The following is a 17628-nucleotide window of genomic DNA, read 5'->3' as shown; positions in this document are numbered from 1 at the left end:
CATCACGCCGTGAGGCGGAAACGTGTGCCTCCATGACGGAGGGCGGGGAACCCGCTGCTGCCCGGGGCAAGACTGGCCGGACTGCTGTCGACAACAGTAGTGGATCCGGTCCAGAAGCATTGAATCCCGGTGAATCAGCTGAAGGCGAGCACCCCGTCGTCGATCGGGGCGCGGCGGATCGACCGGACGTCGTACAGGTAGTTCTGGCGCAGCCGCCACGGCTCCACGTCGCCCTGCTTCGGGAGCTGGTCGAGGGAGCGCAGCACGTAGCCGGCCATGAAGTCCATGAACGGGCGGCGCTCGACCGCGGGGTCGTCCACGGGTACGACGACACGCTGGCCGTGCTCGTCGAGGTGGGCCAGCACGCGGCAGACGTACTCCGCGACGAGGTCGGCCTTGAGCGTCCAGGAGGCGTTGGTGTAGCCGATCGTGTAGGCGAAGTTGGGCACGCCGGAGAGCATCAGCGCCTTGTAGGCCATCGTGTCGGGCAGTGCGACCGGCCGCCCGTCGACGACGAGATCCATGCCGCCGAAGGCCACCAGGTTGAGCCCGGTGGCGGTCACGACGACGTCGGCCTCCAGCTCCTCACCGGACCCGAGCAGCACGCCCTGCTCGGTGAAGCGGTCGATCGTGGCGGTGACGACCGACGCGTCGCCGCGCGAGAGCGAGCGGAAGAGGTCGCCGTCCGGCACCAGGCACAGCCGCTGGTCCCACGGGTCGTAGACCGGCTTGAAGTGGGTGTCCACGTCGTACCCCTCGGGCAGCGCCTTGACCGTCGCCCGGCGGATCATCGCGCGCACCAGGTCCGGCCGTCGCTGCGAGAGCTGGTAGAGACCGGTGGCCACGGCGACGTTCTTCCAGCGCGTCAAGGTGTACGACGCCCGCTCGGGCAGCAGCCGGCGCAGCCCCCGCGCGATCCGGTCGACCTCCGGCAGCGCCAGGACGTAGGTGGGCGAGCGCTGGAGCATGGTCACGTGCCCGGCGCCGGAGCCGGCGAGCGCCGGCACGAGCGTCACCGCGGTGGCACCGGAGCCGATGACCAGGACCTGCTTCCCGGCGTAGTCGAGGCCTTCGGGCCAGTGCTGCGGGTGCACGACGACGCCGCGGAAGTCGTCGACGCCGTCGAAGGGCGGGGTGAAGCCCCGGTCGTAGTCGTAGTAGCCGCTGGTGCACCACAGGAAGTCGCACGTCATCGCGAACGGCTCGCCGTCGCGGGTGCCGGTGACGGTCCAGCGCGCGGTGTCGGTGTCCCAGGACGCACTGGTGGCATGGACGCCGTAGCGGACGTGCTCGTCGACGCCGTACTCGCGCGCGGTCTCGCGGACGTACGCCAGGATCGACGGGCCGTCGGCCAGCGCCTTCTCGCCGCGCCACGGCTTGAAGCGGTAGCCGAGGGTGAACATGTCGGAGTCGGACCGCACCCCGGGGTAGCGGAACAGGTCCCAGGTGCCGCCGCTCGCGTGCCGCCGCTCGAGGATCGCGTAGGAGCGCTGCGGGTGCTGGCGGCTGAGTTGGCACGCCGCGCCGATGCCGGAGAGGCCGGCCCCGACGAGGAGCACGTCGACGTGCTCGAGGCGGTCGTGGGTCATGACTGGACGGCCGTCCCGTTGGCGATGAGGGAGTCCACGTCGGCGATGCCCCACGCGGCGAGGGCCTCGCGGGTGTGCGCGCCGGCCGCCCGGGCGGGTGGGAGGCCGAGGGCGGACGGGGTGCGGGAGAAGCGCGGCGCGGGCGCCGGCTGGGTGAGCCCGTCCACGTCGACGAACGTCCCGCGGGACGCCAGGTGGGGGTGCTCGGCAGCCTCGGAGAGCGGGACGATGCCGGCGACGCACGCGTCGGTGCCCTCGAAGACCGCCACCCACTCGGCCTGCGACCGCTCCTTGAAGCGCGCCGTGAACGAGTCCCGGATCGCCTGGTGGTTGGCCGGGTCGTCGCGGTCGGGCACGTCGACCTCGAGCAGCCGCACCAGCTCGTCGTAGAACTGCGGCTCGAGCGCGCCCACGGACATGTGCCGGCCGTCGGCGGTCTCGTAGACGTCGTAGTAGGGGAGGCCCCCGTCGAGCAGCCCCGAGACGCGCCGCTCGTGCTGCAGCCCGAGGGCGGTCAGCGTGACGGCCATGGCGTTGAGGTGCGCCGTGCCGTCGACGATCGCCGCGTCGACGACCTGCCCCTGCCCGCTGATGCGCGCCTCGAGGAGAGCGGCCAGCACCCCGATCACGAGGTACGTCGACCCGCCCCCGAAGTCGCCCACCAGGTTGGCCGGGAAGTGCGGGCGCGTGCGGTCCTGGCCGAGCCCGAACAGGGCGCCGGTGATCGCGATGTAGTTCATGTCGTGACCGGCGCTCACCGCGAGCGGGCCGTCCTGGCCCCAGCCGGTCATCCGGCCGTAGACCAGCCGCGGGTTGCGCTCGAGGCAGGCCTCCGGGCCGAAGCCGAGTCGCTCGGCGACCCCGGGGCGCATCCCCTCGACGAGCACGTCGGCACCCTCGACCAGATCGAGTACGACGCCCGCCGCGGCGGGCTGCTTGAGGTCGAGCGCCACGCTGGGTCGCCCGCGGCCGAGCACGTCCTTGCCGTTCGGCGGGAACATGCCCCCATCGGGGCGCTCGACGCGGATCACGTCAGCGCCGAGATCGGCCAGGATCATGCAGGCGTGCGGACCGGGGCCAATGCCGGCGATCTCGACGACCTTCACCCCTCGCAGCGGTCCGGTCCCCTGGCCCAGCGCGTAGTCCATGCGGCCGGTCATGACCCGATCATGACAGAGACCGTGACAGGTCCGGTGTCAGCGTCGCACGCCCGACCGACGCCCCGGATCGGCAGGTTTGGCCCTCGCCGGCCGGGGGTATCGGCGTACCCGAGGAGGGCACGACGATGAACATCAACGTCATCCACCAGGCGTTCACCCAGGCCAAGGCCGACGTCGCCGAGGGTGCGGGTCGCCTCAAGAGCGATCGCGACAGGATCGACACCCGGGTCTCCGGCTTCCTGGGCAGCGGCTGGACCGGGGTGGCCGCCGACTCGTTCGTCGACGCCTGGGGCGACTGGAAGGTGGCCGCCACCGACGTCCTCGACGGCCTGGTGGCCATGGGCGAGCTGCTCGAGGCCGCGCACAAGGACTACATCGACGCTGACGACACCTCGCAGCAGCAGCTGGACCAGCTCTCCGCCCGGCTCATCGACCGGCTGGGAGGCTGACCATGGGCGACGTGAACCGGTTCACGGTCGACTCCGACGAGCTCGACGCGGTCATCGCCGACGTCGAGAAGACCGAGGCGGCGCTGCAGTCGCTGACCGAGGACCTGGAGGCCCAGATCAAGGCGCTCCAGTCGGTCTGGGGGGGCCTGGCGGCCGACGCCCAGCAGGCGGCCCAGCAGGAGTGGGACCAGGGCATGGCCGCCATGCGTACGGCGCTCAACGAGCTGCGCCAGGCAGCGCGGGCGGCTCACGGCAACTACACCGGCGCGGCGACGACCAACGTCACGATGTGGGAGAGCCTGTCATGAGGCTCGACGTCGACGCGGCGGGCTACGACTCCGCGGCCGAGGCCTTCGTCGGCGGCAACAGGCTGATCGCGAGCGCCTACGCCACGCTGACCTCGAAGCTCGGCGGCTACTCCGCCATGGGTGGTGACGACCGGTCCTCGGAGGACTTCGTCAACAACTACGACCCGGCCGCCGCCGAGGTGGTGGCCGGCATCGCCGAGCTGGCGACGTCCTTCGGCACCCTCGCCACGGTGACCGCCGAGTCGGGCAACAACCACCGCAACGCCAACGCCGGCTCGGTCTACAAGCAGGCCCAGCCCACCGGGGACGACGCCGCCCCCGACCCGCAGACGGTCGGCTCCTACACCCCGCCCAGCTCGCTGGGCTCCGACAACGCCGACATGCCGGAGTTCTGGAACCTCGTCGTCGACCACCTCCAGGGCTGGGCCTGGCCGAGCGCCGATGTCGACAAGCTGCGCCAGGCAGCCGGCACGTGGCGCACGATGGCGGGCGACCTCGACCGGGCCCCGTCGTACGCCGAGACCGCAGGCGCGCAGCTCAGCGCGCAGCGGTCGCCCGAGATCGCCCTCGCGCGCAGCGCCGTCTCCGACGTCAAGCAGGCGTCGACCGACCTCGCAGCGGAGTGCCGCAGCCTGGCCGAGTCCTGCGAGGAGTACGCCACCAAGGTGGAGACCACGCGCGAGGTCGTCATCGGCCTGCTGAAGGATCTGGCCATCGAGATCGGCGCGACCGCCGTGATCAGTGGCATCGCGAGCGTTTTCACCTTCGGTGGCGCCGCCGCCGTGGGCGCCGGGGTAGCGGTCCAGCGCGCGATCTCGTGCGCCCGCAGGATCATCGCCGCCATCAAGGCCATCAAGGTGATCAAGGCCATCGGCGCGATGGCCCGCTCGGTCTCGAAGGTGAAGGGCGTCCGCACCGTCCTGCGGCGCTTCCAGAGCGCGCGCCGGCTGCGTCACAAGCCCACCGGCAAGCTGCCTCCGAAGGGGCGGCCGGGCTCCTACGGGTACGACAGGAGCGGCGACCGGCTGCCCTACGCCAACGGCCGGCCGTCGTACGGCAGGGAACAGGTCGACGAGGTCTGGAGCAAGGCGCAGGACGAGGCCGGCGAGGTCTGGGTCCGCAACAAGGACGGCCAGCTGGTCAAGATCGAGTGGAGGCCCGGTCAGCCACGCGAGGGCGTGTGGGACATGGGGCACGTCACCGGCCGGGAGTACCGCCACCTGCGCGACGACTACCTCAGCGGGAAGATCTCCAAGGACGAGTTCCTCAGGGAGGTCCGCGACCCCGACAACTACCGCGTCGAGCATCCCGGGCGCAACCGCTCGCACGTCGACGAGGGCGGCTAGGGCGATAGGCTCGCGACATGGCTTGGCTGAAGCGGGACAACGGCGACGACTCGGCTCTGCACGGCGCCGCCGCACGCGGCAGCTACGACGAGTTCGAGGCCGTCTACGACCCCTCCGAGGCGAAGAAGGACTTCTCTGGCGCGTCCCTGCTGGGCCTCGCGCTCGGCAACGGGGATCCCGCTGCGCGCGTCGCGATCGCCAATCGCCTGCTGGACGACGGCGCCGACGTGATGGCCCACGGCGACGAGCTGCACGTCCTGCTCGGGGCGACCGCCCACGACTTCGAGGCCGAGCCGGCCCTGCTGCGGCGGATGCTCGACGCCGGGGCCGACGTCAACCGGGTGGTCCCGAGGTTCGGCACGCCGCTCGAGACGCTGGCCGACGTGTTCAAGTTCAGCGACGCGACGCTGGCGCCGTTCTACGACGTGCTCTTCGATCGTCCCGACCTCGACCTGCTCCAGCAGGGCAACTTCGACAAGTCCGTCTACGCCAACATCCAGCAGATCTCGGCCAAGCGCGCCGACCTTCTGGCGCGGGCCGACGCCTACCTCACCGCACGCGGCATCCCGATCCCCGAGTAGTCCCCACCCCATCGGTCACGGAGGCGACATGTCGAGCACCATCGAGTTCATCCCCGGCGCCGGAGCGTGCCTGGCGTCCAACAACGTCATGAACCAGGCCGGACGCGTCAAGTGGATGGTGCGCGAGGAGTCCAAGGCCGCCGCTGACAACGGCTGGCGGATCTTCAGCGACATCGACACCTCGGAGTACCTCCACGACGCCGCCAACCTGCAGATCGTCGACTTCAACCGGGTGTGCGAGATCGAGCCCGCCCTGATCGGCATCTGGGACCTGCCGGTCGGGTCCGACCTGCAGATCGTCGACGAGGGCAACGGCATCGAGATCGTCGACACCGCGACCGGCCGGCCGATCCCGCGCGAGGACCTGTACGCCCCCGACCTGCCCGAGTGACGAGAGCACGACCATGACCAGCGCAGGCACCCTGGGCGGCGCGGACCGCCCGGACCCGTTCACGGAGTTCACCGGCGACCCGGAGGCGGCGCGGCTGCTGCGCAGCAACCTCACCGCCATCGCCGAGCAGCACGCCGGCACCGCCATGGCGCAGCTGGTGCGCGACGTACTCTCCGGCCGTCGGGAGATCCGCGACCTCGAGCACGACCGGGAGTTCATGGCCCTCACCCGCTCCGGGGTGCAGCAGTACGAGGACTACTGGGACTCCCTGTCCGACGAGGAGCGGCAGCAGCTGACCCGCGAGGCCGAGGCCAGGCTCGACGAGTTGGAAGGTCCGTGAGCCCAGGCCGTCCGGGTAGTGACGCAGGCGGGGGTACGCCGCGGCGGCCCGGCCGGTCGCTAGGTTTGCCGACATGATCCGCGACTACACCGACGAGGAGGCCAGGCGCGCACTGCTGCTCAAGTGGGGCATGGCCGCGGCCGACGAGATCCCGGCGTGGGTGGCCGAGATGGACTACGCGCTCGCACCGCCGGTCGCCGAGGCGCTGGCCGAGGCGGTCTCGCGGGGCGTCGTCGGCTATCCGCCGCTGGAGACGGGCGGCGAGCTGGGCAAGGCCTACGCCGGGTTCGCGGCGCGCCACTACGACCAGGAGGTCGACCCGGGGCAGGTGCTCCCGGTCGTCGACGTGACGGCCGGGGTGCGGGTCGCCCTCGACGTGCTGTCCGAGCCCGGGCCGATGGTGATGCCGGTGCCGGCGTACTCCCCGCAGCTCGAGGTCGCCCAGGTCACCGGGCGCGAACGCGTCGACCTCGTCGTCGACGCCGACGCGGAGCGGGCCGGGATCGACCTGGACCGCCTCGACCGGCTCCTCGCCGACGGCGCCCGCACGCTGCTGCTGACCCAGCCGCACAATCCCTGGGGCCGGGTCTTCACGCGCGCCGAGCTCGAGGGCGTGCGCGACGTGGTCCTACGGCACGGCGCCCGGGTGATCAGCGACGAGATCCACGCGCCGCTGGTGCTGCCCGGCGCGAGGCACCTGTCCTACCTGGCGATCGAGGGCACGGCCGACCACGCGGTGGCCGTCGTGGCGGCGTCGAAGGCCTTCAACACCCCCGGCCTGCGCTGCGCGCAGATCGTCACCGCCGACCCCGCCACGCGCGATCGGCTGGCGGGCGCCCCGCTGGTGCGCAACGACTCGTGGTCGCCGCTGGGCGTGATCGCCGCCGTCGCGGCGTACACCCACGGCGACGCCTGGCTGGCGGCGCTCGTGCAGCGGCTCGGCGAGCAGCGTTCCCTGCTGGCCTCCCTGCTCGCCGAGCACCTGCCGAGGGCGCGGATGCGGCCGCTCGAGGCGACGTACCTCGCCTGGCTCGACCTACGGGCCTACGGCCACGACGAGCCGGCCAGCGTGATCCGCGAGCGCGGCCGGGTGTGGCTGGAGGAGGGGAGCCGCTACCAGCCGGGCCTGGCCGGGCACGTGCGGCTGAACATCGCGACCTCGCCGGAGCGGCTCACCGAGATCGTCCGCCGGACGGCCGGGGCGCTCGGCAGCTGAGCAGGCGGGCTGTACGCCGGCCTCCGTTCGCCGGATGGCCACTTCTCCGGTCGGCGCAGACGCCGCGGGTCGGGCACAATGCCTGAGGTGACCACCAAGTTCGCCGTCGTCGGCCTCGGCTACGTCGGCCTCTCCATCGCCGTACTCCTCTCCCAGCACCACGAGGTGGTCGGCGTCGACGTCGATGCCGACCGGGTCGACAGCCTGGGTCGCGGCATCAGCCCGATCCAGGACGCGGAGATCGAGCACTACCTCTCCACGCGGGCGCTCGACCTCACCTTCACCCTGGACGGGCCGTCGGCCTTCCGCGAGGCGGAGTACGTCGTGATCGCGACGCCGACCGACTACGACCCGGTCACCAACTACTTCAACACCGACTCGGTCGAGAAGGTCGTCCACGACGTGCTCGCCGCCAACCCCGACGCGACGATGGTCATCAAGTCGACGATCCCGGTGGGCTACGTCGAGGACCTGCGCGCCCGGCTCGGCATCGAAAACGTGATCTTCTCGCCGGAGTTCCTCCGCGAGGGCAAGGCGCTGCTCGACAACCTGAACCCGTCGCGCATCGTCGTCGGGGAGGACAGCCCTCGCGCGCGGCGCTTCGCCGACCTGCTCATCGAGGGCGCGCTCGACAAGGACGTGCCGGTCCTGCTCACCCAGCCGACCGAGGCGGAGGCGATCAAGCTGTTCGCCAACACCTACCTGGCGATGCGGGTGGCGTTCTTCAACGAGCTCGACTCCTTCGCCATCACGCGCGACCTCTCGACGCGGCAGATCATCGACGGCGTCGGCCTCGACCCGCGGATCGGCACCCATTACAACAACCCGTCCTTCGGCTACGGCGGCTACTGCCTGCCGAAGGACACCAAGCAGCTGCTCGCCAACTACCAGGACGTGCCCCAGAGCCTGATCGAGGCGATCGTCACCGCCAACACGACCCGCAAGGACTTCGTGGCCGCCGACATCCTCGCGCGCAGGCCCCAGGTCGTGGGCATCCACCGGCTCATCATGAAGGCCGCCGCCGACAACATCCGATCGAGCAGCGTGCAGGGCATCATGAAGCGCATCAAGGCCAAGGGCGTCGAGGTCGTGGTGTACGAGCCGGAGCTGCGCGACGAGACGTTCTTCGGCTCCCGCGTCGTGCGTGACCTCGACGAGTTCAAGAAGGTCTCCGACGTGATCGTGGCCAACCGGATGGTCGAGGAGATCAAGGACGTCGAGGACAAGGTCTACACGCGGGACCTGTTCGGGTCTGACTGAGGTGGCTTTGGAGTCACCGGATATCCGGTGACTTCCGGGGTTCGTGGCCTCTACACACCACACAAACCCTCAGAAAGGGCCACGAACCCCTGCGCTTCCTCGGCGGGCGCCTGGGCGCGGCGAGGTCACCGGATATCCGGTGACTCCCAGGGTTCGTGCCCCCCACACACCACACAAACCCCCAGAAGAGGCCACAAACCCCTGCGCTTCCTCGGCGGGCGCCTGGGCGCGGCGAGGTCACCGGATATCCGGTGACTCCCAGGGTTCGTGCCCCCCACACACCACACAAACCCTCAGAAGAGGCCACGAACCCTGCGCGTGAGTCTGCCCTTGGCGTCGGCGCGCGGGTCCGGAGCCGGCGGCTCCGCCGCGGGTGACAGCGCAGCGTCGAGCAGCGCCGTCGACTCCGCGGGGTCCATCGCGGGCTTCGCGCGCAGCTCGAAGCGCTCGACGACGCGTTCGGCGACGGGCAGGAAGCCGGCCCGCGCCGCGGCGTACTCCTCGAGACCGAACGCCTGATCCATCAACGCGTCGGGATCGTCGCCCTCGTCGAGCAGCCGGGAGACCCGGGCCAGCGCGGCGACGCGCTCCAGACGGGCGGCGGTGCCGTCGGGGAACGCGATGACGCGGACGCCGTGATGGGTGCGCTCGAGGTCGTCGAGCAGCGCCCCCATCGCGTCGTACGACGGCGCGTAGGCGACGCCGGGCAGGGTCAGCCGGAACTCCGCGTCGGTGGCCGGGTCGGCCGAGGACTCCAGCCTGACCCGCGGTTCGCCACGGTAGGAGCGGTGCACGATGCGGGTCTCGAGGACCGGGTCCTCGACCGGCTGGATGCGGTCCTCGTGCACGTCGCCCCACGGGCCGACGACGACGACGCGGAGGTCCGGCACCGAGGAGTCGAGCAGGGCGTCGACCACGTGCACGGTGTCGTCGGCAGGGCCGAGGGGCACGACGACCTCGAGGTAGGGCACCTCGTAGGCGCGCCCGTGCCGGTTGCGCTTGGGGCGCATCGCGGGCACCAGGTTGGCGAGGTACGGGTCGTTGTAGCGGTTGACCTGCTCGGCGCGGCGCAGCACCTGAGAGCGCCCGAGGTGCCAGCTCCTCGCCTCCCGGTCGACGACGAAGACCGCCCCCGCCTGGGCGAGCTCGTGGCCGAGCGCCATGTCCTCGCCGAGCCGCAGCATCGGGTCGAAGCCGCGCGAGGCGAAGTAGAGGTCGCGCGAGACCGAGCCGGTCATCCCGATGTGCACCCGCTGCGCCCGCGGCCCCGCCTTCGTGAGGTCGCCCGTGCGCTTCCAGAAGCCCTCGACCCAGGTGTGCCTCTCGTGCTCCTCGTCGGGGAACAGGTCGGCCGCGCCCCCACCCGCCACGAGGTCTCGGACCTCGGTGGGCGAGCGGGAGAACAGCGACGCCGGGTCGACGAACCGCTTGTCGCCGCCGGGCACCGCGTAGTCGACGAGATGGTGCCAGCGCAGCTGCGCCTCGACCTCCTCGCGATGGGCGAGCATGTCGGCGTCGTACCAGTGCAGCACCTCGCCGTCGCTCGCCAGTGCACCCTGGTGACACGCGTTGGCGCGCCCCCATCCGGACTCGACGCGCAGGATCCGGGTGTTGTCGGGCCGCACCTCCGGCAGCTCCAGGGGCGGGGTGCTCTGGTCGTCGACGACGACGACCTCCATCAGGTGCGCGGGGTAGCTCTGCGCGGCCAGCGCGGCCAGCACGTAGGGCAGCGTGCGGTGGTAGTTGTAGGCCGGCACCACCATCGTGACGGTTCTGGTCGGCTCCCACTCCCCCAGTGCCGGCGGGGTGAGCATGCTCCAGTCGTTGTGGCGTACGACGGGCTGCCGGGGCATCAGCCCTCCACCTGCAGCTCCGCGCTCGGGTGGAAGCCCGGCCACTCCGCCTCGATGATCTCGGCACGGCGGAACTGCTCGTCGTCCATCGCCCAGGTGTGCCCCGACCCGGTGCGCCGGAGCACGTAGCCCAGGCCGTGGGTGCGGTAGATCCGGCCACCGGCCGCCTCCACGCCGGCGAGCAGCTGGGTGTCGACGAAGCGGCGTACGCGCCGGAAGTCGCCCAGCGCCCGCAGCATGCCGCGGTCGATCATGATCGTGCCGCCGGCGACGAACCGGTTGAAGATCTCCGACGGGTGGTTGCGTCGCACGGTGACGTCGCTCTGCTGGAGGTAGACGAACTCCGACGGCATCCCGACCACGTCGGCGCCGGTGTAGCGCCGCGCCATCAGCAGGTCGTGCACGACGTGCGGGGAGTACCAGTCGTCGTCGTCGATCTTCAGCAGCACCTCGCCCGACGCGGCCCGCGCCGCGGCGGTGAGCACGTCGCCGAAGAACTCGTCCTGGCCGAAGTCGAGCAGCACGTACGGCGTCGAGCCGAGCGCTGCCTCGACCTTCGCCTCGTCGGCGGCGAAGCCGTGCGTCGCCAGCACCAGCTCGACCGTCGCGTCCTCCTGCCGGGCGACCTGGCGCAGCGCGAAGTCGAGCTGTTGCGGCCGCATCGTGGCGAGCAGGATGCTCACCGGTGGCAGCCCCGCATGGCGTACGCCGGCGCGCGCGGCGAGGCCGGAGCGCCAGGCCAGGGTCGAGTGATGGTCGAACGTGGCCCGGCGGACCCGCAGGCTGTGCTCCTCGCGGGCGAGCGCGTCGTCGAGGTCGACGGGGGTGGCCAGCGCGGCCGACAGCCTGGGTGCCAGCCCGGGGGCCGAGCCGGAGGCGACCAGCGGCACGCCCGCCATCGCCAGCGCGAGCACCTGGTCGACCGGGTCGGCGGCGAGGTCGACGCGCACGCCCTGGTGGGCGCGGGCGCTGGTGAGCGCCCGCTCCGTGAGCCCGCCCGGGCCGAGGCCGAGCGAGGCGAGCGGCACCACCGGGGTGTCCCAGTGCTTCCGGAACCCCACGGGGTTGAAGACCTGCTCGTCGACCGGGTCGAGGTGCTCAGGCGGCACGACCGCGGACGCGCGGCCGATCACGTGGTGCGGCATCGGCGTCGACATGATCGGCATCCGTCCGGCCGCCACCACGTCGGGCGGGACGTCCCGTTCGGGGTCCTCGGCGTCGGCCGGCGTCTCGAGGTGGAGGGCGCGCACGTCGAGACCCGGTGCGGGTGGGCGGCCGGCGTAGGCGACGACGACACCGCCGTGGGCGGCATCGACCGGCCCGGCGGCCTGACGGGCGAGCTCGAGCAGGACCGGCTGGGCGCCGACGGGGTCGTCGAAGCGCGCCACGGTGAGGTGTCCCCGGCCCTCGAGCGGACGCGCGTTGAGGCTGGTCATCGTCGGCCACTCGCCGCGCGGGCGCAGCACCAGCGGCGCGGTCGAGGCCCAGGTCCAGACGCCGACGACACGGACCTGCCCGAGCCGAGGCAGCGCGCTGGCGACCCGGCGCAGCGACGCTCGGTCAGCCGTGACGAGCAGCACCGACCGCTGGCCGATCCGCACCTTCTCGGTGAGCCGCGAGACGGCCATGGCCTCGCCGTCGTACGACGCGGGGAGCAGGTCCGCAGCCTCCGGCGACGCGTCGTCGACGAGCACGAGGAAGGGCGCGGGCGCGTTGGCGAGGAACCCGTCGAGAGGATGGCTCACGGCTTGGTCCTGCGCAGCGTGAGGGACTCCGGAAGCGAGTGCTTGACCAACGGGCGCGGCTGCTCGGGCAGCCAGGTGTGCGTGACGTGGTCGATGATGTGCACGCCCGGGGGCGCGGTCACCTTGACCAGCCCGTTGAGGGGCGTGCCCGTGCGGATCGCGTCGTCGACCTCGAACTCGCGCAGCTTGCGGTAGAGCCGGGTGTTGGTGAAGTCGACGCCGTCCTTTCGCCAGTGCGCGAACTCGTCGGCGTCATGCCACTTCACCTCGACCACCAGGCCCTGGGGCAGCACGATCCGCTCGATGTCGGAGGGGTACTCCCGCAGCTCCCAGTCGAACGCCTTGACGAACGTGAACTCCGGCCCCATCGGGTAGACCCACGGCTCCAGGAAGCGCAGGCTCAGGTCGATCCAGCCCGTCGACTCGTCGACCACGGTCAGCGGGTGTCGCGGGATCGCCACGATCGCCCGGCTCGTCTCCAGCTGCCACGACAGGTCGCGCAGGATCTGCGCGCCCTCGGGCGAGAGCACCATGTCGCCGTCCCACTTCATGGAGTACGCCGTGCGGACGTGGCTGAAGGACCAGTTGTAGAAGTGGGTCAGCGAGTGGACGCTGTGGGCCGGCGTCGCCAGGTGCTCCGCGCCGGCCCGCGAGACCGGGTGCGGGTAGGTCAGCCCGGTGAACCGGTCGGCGGCGCCCCGCTCCGCCGCGATCTTCGCCGCCAGCTCGGGGGTGCCGTCGTCGGAGCCGTTGTCCACGAAGACCACGTGCTGCACCGCGTCGAGGATCGGGGGCAGCACCCACGGCAGGTTGCGCGCCTCGTTGCGGACTCGGAAGACGCAGGTGAGCCCGGGACGCAGCCGCCCGGTGCGCCAGGGCCAGGTGACGTCGTACTCCGGGAGTCCCTCGAGCGAGCTGATGTCAGCGCTCACGCCCCAGCGCCTTCCGGATCCGCTGGCGGGCCGCGGGCGGCACCATCGCGCGTACGGCGTGCGGCAGCCGGTCGACCCGGCTGGCGGGGGCCGGGGCCGGGGCCGGTGCCGCGGCGCGAGCGCCCTCGCGGCGGGCGGCCAGCGTGGTGGAGTGCGCGAAGGCCTCCGCCTGGGCGTACATGTCGGCGTAGGCGACGCGGAGCTGGTCGCAGGCCTCGTGCGCCGCAGCGGTGTCGCCGCCCTCGTCGGCGAGGCCGTCGAGCGCCTGCCAGGTCTCGTCGGCGAGCTCGCGCAGGCGGGGTGGCACGTCGACGTCGTCCCAGGTGAGGGTGACCCGGCGCAGCGACGGGTCGATGAACTTGTGCACCTCGCGGATGTCGTTGGCCATCGCGGTCTTGACCGCGTGCAAGTCGAAGGCGGCGCCGATGCGGAAGACCGGGACGGTCCAGTCGGCCAGCATGTCGGCGTACCGCACGAACGCCCGCGACTCACCGCGCGTGGCCCGCTCGGTGTGCAGCATCATGTTGACCCACGCGGCGGTGCGGGTGACCCCGCCCTGGCGGGCGTCGTAGTAGGCCTGCTTGCTGCCGACCACCTCCGTGACGGGCCGGAGCATCGTGACGTACGACGACCTGGCGTCGTTGCGACCGGCCGCGGCACGCCAGAGCCCGAGGAACCAGGCGGCGCGCGGGTCCTTGACCACCAGCTCGTCGCCGGCCTCGAACTGCCCGGCCAGCCACGACGTCACCCGCTCGCGCACCGCGTGGTCGGCGCTGACCTTGCCCGCCTCCAGCCAGGCCTGCGGACGGGCGTCGGAGACCTGCACGTTGCTGCGCTTGAGGAGCTCGTCGTGGAGGTCGACGACCCACTGCGGCTCGCCGAAGCCCTTGGGGTTGGTCGCGTCGGCGACGACCTCGGGCTGCGGGACGTGCAGGCCGAGGGTGCGCAGGGTGCCGGACATGGTGCTCGTGCCGCTGCGGCCGGAGCCGACGACGAAGACGACCCGGCGCGGCTGGTCTGACGACGGGTCAGACGGTTGAGCCGGGATTCTCGACATGGCGGCCAGCCTATCGCCGCCGGAGAGCGCTCACGCGTCAGCGGGCGGCTGCGCGGCGATGACGTCGGCGTACCACTCGTAGGAGCGCTTCGGGGTGCGCTTCTGGGTCTCGTAGTCGACGTGCACGAGGCCGAAGCGCTGGGTGTACCCCTCGGCCCACTCGAAGTTGTCCAGCAGCGACCAGCAGTAGTAGCCCCTGACGTCGACGCCCCGGTTGACGGCGTCGGCGACCGCGCGGATGTGGGCGTCGTGGTAGTCGATGCGCAGCTGGTCGTCGACGACGCCGTTCTCGTCGGGCCCCACGTTGTAGGCGCACCCTGACTCGGTGATGACGATCGGGGGCAGGGCGGCGCGGTAGCGCGCGCGGAAGATGATCAGCCACTCGCGGAGCGCCTCGGGCACCACCGGCCAGCCGAAGTCGGTGGTCGGGTAGCCCAGGATGTCGCGCAGCTCGAAGGGCATCGTCGCGCCCTCCTCGGCCGCCGCGATGCGCATGGGGTTGTAGTAGTTGACGCCGTAGAAGTCGAGGGGCTGGCGGATGGTGGCCTGGTCGCCCGGCATCACGACGTGCTCGAGGAGCGGCGCGATGTCGATCGGGTAGCGGCCGAGCAGCATCGCCTCCAGGAAGACCCCGTTCCAGAGCTGGTCGAAGATCTTGCTCATCCCGGTGTCGGCGGGGTCCTCGCTGGCGGGCCAGATCGGCGCGTGGTTGTTGGCGCAGCCGATGCTCTCCGCACCGTGCGACCGCAGCGCCATCGCCGCCCGCCCGTGGGCCAGCAGCAGGTGGTGGGCCGCGGGCATGCCGTCGAACAGCAGCTCCTTGCCCGGGGCGTGGATGCCCAGGCCGTAGCCGAGCAGGGTGGCGACGTTGGGCTCGTGAACCGGGATCCAGTGGGCGACCCGGTCGGCGAGCTTCGCGCCGACGATGTCGGCGTACTCCGCGAAGTGGTCGACCGTGGCGCGGTTGAGCCAGCCGCCGTCGTCCTCGAGCGCCTGCGGCAGGTCCCAGTGGTACAAGGTGGCCATCGGCGCGACGCCGCTGTCGAGGAGGGTGTCGACGAGCCGGTCGTAGAACGCGAGGCCCTTCGGGTTGGGGCTGCCGGTGCCCGTCGGCTGGACCCGCGGCCAGGAGATCGAGAAGCGGTAGCCGGTGGTGCCCAGCCCCTTGATCAGCGCGACGTCCTCGGTGGTCCGGTGGTAGTGGTCGGAGGCCACGTCACCCGTGCTGTCGTCGGCGATCCGCCCGGGCGTGTGGGCGAAGGTGTCCCAGATGCTGGGCCCCTTGCCGTCCGCGCTCGCGGCGCCCTCGACCTGGTACGCCGCGGTGCTGGTGCCGAACGTGAACCCTGCCGGGAGCAACGGGAGGTCGCGCGCAGTTGAGTCTCGGCCGGTCACCCGGCGACGATAACGGCATGACCCTCGACCTGTACGCCGCTTCGTCGAGGCCGGTCACCCGACGTCCGGACCGGGAGACGACCCACTCGTTCTCGTTCGGGGAGCACTACGACCCCGCCAATCTCGGCTTCGGTCCCCTGGTCGCCCACAACGACGACCTGCTGTCGCCCGGCGGTGGCTATCCGACGCACCCGCACCGGGACCTGGAGATCCTGACGTGGGTGCTGTCCGGTGCCCTGGTGCACACCGACTCGCTCGGGAACAGCTCGGTGCTGGAGCCCGGGACGGTCCAGGTGCAGTCGGCCGGGTCGGGCATCACGCACTCGGAGCAGGGTGACCTCGCGTCCGGGCCGACCCGGTTCGTGCAGGCGTGGGTGCGGCCGGACGCGCCCGGAGGTACGCCGAGCCGCGCGGAGGCCGCCCCGATGACCGACTCGGGGCTGGTGCAGGTCGCCGGCGGCTCGGCGCTGCCCGTGGGTGCGGCCGGCGCGTCGTTCTGGGTGGGGAGCGTGTCGTCTCGCGTCGTGCTGCCGGAGGCCCCGTTGCTGCACGTGTTCGACGCGATCTCCGGGGATGCGTGGCGGATCCGCGACGAGCCGGGTCGGGAGCTCTCGCTCGCGGCGCCCGGGCTGCTGCTGGTGTGGGCGTTCGCCTGAGTCCTCGGGTTCGAGGCTCGCTTCGCCCGCACCTCAACCAGCGGACAGCCACGGCTGACGTCATCTGAGAGGGTGCTGCCCGTGGACCTCCGCGACATGCCCCGCGTCGTCTGGGTGCTGGCGGCATCGCGGTTCGTGGGGTCGGCGACGGCGTTCGTCTTCCTCTTCCTGACCCTCTACCTGACCGGGCCCCGCGACCTCAGCGCTCCGGTGGCCGGCGTGATCTCCGGGGTCATCGGCGTCGCGCTGCTCGTGGGCAACTTCACCGGCGGCCGGTGGGGTGACCGGTTCGGGCATCGCCGGGTGCTGCTCGTCGCGTCGTCCGTCGGCGCCGTCGTACTCATGTCCGTCCCGTGGCTGCCGGTCTGGCTGATGGCGGCGGCCCTCCCGGTGGCCGCCTACCTCAGCGCCACGGGCGGAGTCTCGACCGGCGCCCTCACCGCGCTGGCGGTGCCGCGCGGCAACCGGCGTACGGCGGTCGCCATCAACCGGGCGGCCTCCAACGCCGGGTTCGTGATCGGCCCGCTGCTCGGCGCGCTGGTGTTCACCTGGAGCTACGACGCACTGTTCGTGCTCGACGGGCTCGCCGTGCTCGCGATCCGGGTCGCGCTCAGCCGGGCGCTGCCGAAGGAGCCGGTCGCTGAGGCGGTCGACGAGGGTCCGCGGCCCGGCCTGTGGCGGACCGTGCGCGCCGACCGGTCTCTCGTGGTGCTCCTGGTGGGTGTCGTGCTCGTCGACATCGTCTATCGCCAGCTCTACACCACGCTGCCGCTCCACCTGCGTGACTCGGGCGCTCCCGTCGGCCTCTATGCGACCGTCATCGCGGTGGGCTCCGGGCTGATCCTGCTGCTCGAGATCCCGGCGACGCAACGGCTGCGCCACCTGTCGGCGTACCCCGTTATCGCGATCGGCTATGCCCTGGTCGGGGTCGGGACGGTGATGTTCGGGCTGCCGGTGACCGTCGTCTCCGTGGTGGTCGCCATGGCAGTGCTGACGGCCGGCGAGATCCTCTACAAGACCACCGCCACCGCCCATGTGCTCGACGCGGCGCCGGACCACCTGATCGGGCAGTACCAGGGCCTCTACAACGGCGCCTCCACCAGCGGCATGATGCTGGCCGGCCCGATCGGGACGTTCGTGTACGACGCCGCGCCGGGGTTGTTGTGGCCGGTGATGGGGGCGACCGCGGTCGTGGCGGCGGGGTTCGTGCTGGCGTCGGCCCGCACCTAGTTGTGATGCCCAGGCACGTTGTGCGATGGGGTACGGCGAGCCGTAGATAGGTGAAGGCCTCCCGGTGTGGAGTGGAGCTGTCTAGGACTTCACTTCCACAAGGGAGGCCTTCATGGCCCA

At 71.7% G+C, this 17628-nt stretch carries 17 protein-coding genes; 10 read left to right on the top strand and 7 right to left on the bottom strand.

The window, feature by feature from the left end:
* Positions 1–134: 134 nt before the first annotated feature.
* The gene (locus tag ACP7BP_RS14335; RefSeq protein WP_426245475.1) at positions 135–1589 is read right to left on the bottom strand and encodes a flavin-containing monooxygenase; all 1455 of its coding nucleotides are present in this window, start codon (positions 1587–1589) and stop codon (positions 135–137) included.
* Positions 1586–2749 carry a CaiB/BaiF CoA transferase family protein gene (locus ACP7BP_RS14330; RefSeq protein ID WP_426245474.1) on the bottom strand — a complete coding sequence of 388 codons (1164 nt, stop codon included), beginning with the start codon at positions 2747–2749 and terminating at the stop codon, positions 1586–1588. Before ACP7BP_RS14330 ends, ACP7BP_RS14335 begins: the two co-directional genes overlap by 4 nt.
* 125 nt (positions 2750–2874) lie before the next feature.
* Between ACP7BP_RS14330 and ACP7BP_RS14325 the strand changes: the two genes are divergently transcribed.
* The 8 genes from ACP7BP_RS14325 to ACP7BP_RS14290 all read left to right on the top strand — a co-directional run bounded on the left by ACP7BP_RS14325 (position 2875) and on the right by ACP7BP_RS14290 (position 8640).
* Positions 2875–3198 (top strand): WXG100 family type VII secretion target, encoded by a 324-nt coding sequence (locus ACP7BP_RS14325; RefSeq protein WP_426245473.1) that lies wholly within the window; start codon positions 2875–2877, stop codon positions 3196–3198.
* Positions 3199–3200: 2 nt separating this feature from the next.
* On the top strand, positions 3201–3506 hold the full coding sequence (locus ACP7BP_RS14320) for a WXG100 family type VII secretion target (RefSeq protein ID WP_426245471.1): 306 nt from the start codon (positions 3201–3203) through the stop codon (positions 3504–3506).
* On the top strand, positions 3503–4852 hold the full coding sequence (locus ACP7BP_RS14315; protein ID WP_426245470.1) for an HNH/ENDO VII family nuclease: 1350 nt from the start codon (positions 3503–3505) through the stop codon (positions 4850–4852). Before ACP7BP_RS14320 ends, ACP7BP_RS14315 begins: the two co-directional genes overlap by 4 nt.
* 17 nt (positions 4853–4869) lie before the next feature.
* On the top strand, positions 4870–5433 hold the full coding sequence (locus ACP7BP_RS14310; protein WP_426245469.1) for a hypothetical protein: 564 nt from the start codon (positions 4870–4872) through the stop codon (positions 5431–5433).
* A gap of 28 nt (positions 5434–5461) precedes the next feature.
* Positions 5462–5824, top strand: coding sequence for a DUF2185 domain-containing protein (locus ACP7BP_RS14305; RefSeq protein WP_426245467.1), 363 nt, complete (start codon positions 5462–5464; stop codon positions 5822–5824).
* Positions 5825–5837: 13 nt separating this feature from the next.
* Complete coding sequence (locus tag ACP7BP_RS14300; RefSeq protein ID WP_426245466.1) at positions 5838–6164, top strand: hypothetical protein; 327 nt, start codon at positions 5838–5840, stop codon at positions 6162–6164.
* A 73-nt stretch (positions 6165–6237) separates the two neighbouring features.
* Positions 6238–7380, top strand: coding sequence for a MalY/PatB family protein (locus ACP7BP_RS14295; protein ID WP_426245464.1), 1143 nt, complete (start codon positions 6238–6240; stop codon positions 7378–7380).
* Positions 7381–7467: 87 nt separating this feature from the next.
* Positions 7468–8640, top strand: coding sequence for a nucleotide sugar dehydrogenase (locus ACP7BP_RS14290; protein WP_426245462.1), 1173 nt, complete (start codon positions 7468–7470; stop codon positions 8638–8640).
* 293 nt (positions 8641–8933) lie between these two features.
* On the opposite strand, the gene ACP7BP_RS14285 is transcribed toward ACP7BP_RS14290, so the two are convergent.
* The 5 genes from ACP7BP_RS14285 to ACP7BP_RS14265 are packed head-to-tail and all read right to left on the bottom strand — an operon-like array spanning position 8934 to position 15622.
* On the bottom strand, positions 8934–10493 hold the full coding sequence (locus tag ACP7BP_RS14285; protein WP_426245461.1) for a glycosyltransferase: 1560 nt from the start codon (positions 10491–10493) through the stop codon (positions 8934–8936).
* Positions 10493–12238, bottom strand: a complete 1746-nt coding sequence (locus ACP7BP_RS14280; protein ID WP_426245459.1) for a hypothetical protein — start codon at positions 12236–12238, stop codon at positions 10493–10495. The genes ACP7BP_RS14285 and ACP7BP_RS14280 overlap by 1 nt, the downstream gene beginning before the upstream one ends.
* Positions 12235–13170, bottom strand: coding sequence for a hypothetical protein (locus tag ACP7BP_RS14275; protein ID WP_426245457.1), 936 nt, complete (start codon positions 13168–13170; stop codon positions 12235–12237). Before ACP7BP_RS14275 ends, ACP7BP_RS14280 begins: the two co-directional genes overlap by 4 nt.
* A complete protein-coding gene (locus tag ACP7BP_RS14270; protein ID WP_426245456.1) occupies positions 13160–14227 on the bottom strand; it encodes a sulfotransferase family protein in 1068 nt (355 codons plus the stop codon). The genes ACP7BP_RS14275 and ACP7BP_RS14270 overlap by 11 nt, the downstream gene beginning before the upstream one ends.
* A gap of 30 nt (positions 14228–14257) precedes the next feature.
* Positions 14258–15622: a GH1 family beta-glucosidase gene (locus ACP7BP_RS14265; protein WP_426245454.1), complete on the bottom strand. Its 1365-nt coding sequence runs from the start codon at positions 15620–15622 to the stop codon at positions 14258–14260.
* A gap of 17 nt (positions 15623–15639) precedes the next feature.
* On the opposite strand from ACP7BP_RS14265, the gene ACP7BP_RS14260 reads away from it, so the two are divergent.
* Together ACP7BP_RS14260 and ACP7BP_RS14255 are read left to right on the top strand one after the other, a co-directional pair.
* Positions 15640–16278 (top strand): pirin family protein, encoded by a 639-nt coding sequence (locus ACP7BP_RS14260; RefSeq protein ID WP_426245452.1) that lies wholly within the window; start codon positions 15640–15642, stop codon positions 16276–16278.
* Between the two features lie 81 nt (positions 16279–16359).
* Positions 16360–17508 (top strand): MFS transporter, encoded by a 1149-nt coding sequence (locus ACP7BP_RS14255; protein WP_426245451.1) that lies wholly within the window; start codon positions 16360–16362, stop codon positions 17506–17508.
* Positions 17509–17628: the final 120 nt, after the last annotated feature.

Source organism: Nocardioides sp. LHG3406-4 (genome assembly GCF_049897745.1).
Classification (GTDB): domain Bacteria; phylum Actinomycetota; class Actinomycetes; order Propionibacteriales; family Nocardioidaceae; genus Nocardioides.
The sequence above is the reverse complement of the archived record's forward strand: the minus strand, read 5'-3'. Positions and strand labels throughout refer to the sequence as shown.

Excerpts from the sequence above, each read along its gene's own strand:
- ACP7BP_RS14335 (WP_426245475.1), bottom strand. The coding sequence starts at position 1,589 with ATGACCCACGACCGCCTCGAGCACGTCGACGTGCTCCTCGTCGGGGCC.
- ACP7BP_RS14330 (WP_426245474.1), bottom strand. The coding sequence starts at position 2,749 with ATGACCGGCCGCATGGACTACGCGCTGGGCCAGGGGACCGGACCGCTG.
- ACP7BP_RS14325 (WP_426245473.1), top strand. The coding sequence starts at position 2,875 with ATGAACATCAACGTCATCCACCAGGCGTTCACCCAGGCCAAGGCCGAC.
- ACP7BP_RS14320 (WP_426245471.1), top strand. The coding sequence starts at position 3,201 with ATGGGCGACGTGAACCGGTTCACGGTCGACTCCGACGAGCTCGACGCG.
- ACP7BP_RS14315 (WP_426245470.1), top strand. The coding sequence starts at position 3,503 with ATGAGGCTCGACGTCGACGCGGCGGGCTACGACTCCGCGGCCGAGGCC.
- ACP7BP_RS14310 (WP_426245469.1), top strand. The coding sequence starts at position 4,870 with ATGGCTTGGCTGAAGCGGGACAACGGCGACGACTCGGCTCTGCACGGC.
- ACP7BP_RS14305 (WP_426245467.1), top strand. The coding sequence starts at position 5,462 with ATGTCGAGCACCATCGAGTTCATCCCCGGCGCCGGAGCGTGCCTGGCG.
- ACP7BP_RS14300 (WP_426245466.1), top strand. The coding sequence starts at position 5,838 with ATGACCAGCGCAGGCACCCTGGGCGGCGCGGACCGCCCGGACCCGTTC.
- ACP7BP_RS14295 (WP_426245464.1), top strand. The coding sequence starts at position 6,238 with ATGATCCGCGACTACACCGACGAGGAGGCCAGGCGCGCACTGCTGCTC.
- ACP7BP_RS14285 (WP_426245461.1), bottom strand. The coding sequence starts at position 10,493 with ATGCCCCGGCAGCCCGTCGTACGCCACAACGACTGGAGCATGCTCACC.
- ACP7BP_RS14270 (WP_426245456.1), bottom strand. The coding sequence starts at position 14,227 with ATGTCGAGAATCCCGGCTCAACCGTCTGACCCGTCGTCAGACCAGCCG.
- ACP7BP_RS14260 (WP_426245452.1), top strand. The coding sequence starts at position 15,640 with ATGACCCTCGACCTGTACGCCGCTTCGTCGAGGCCGGTCACCCGACGT.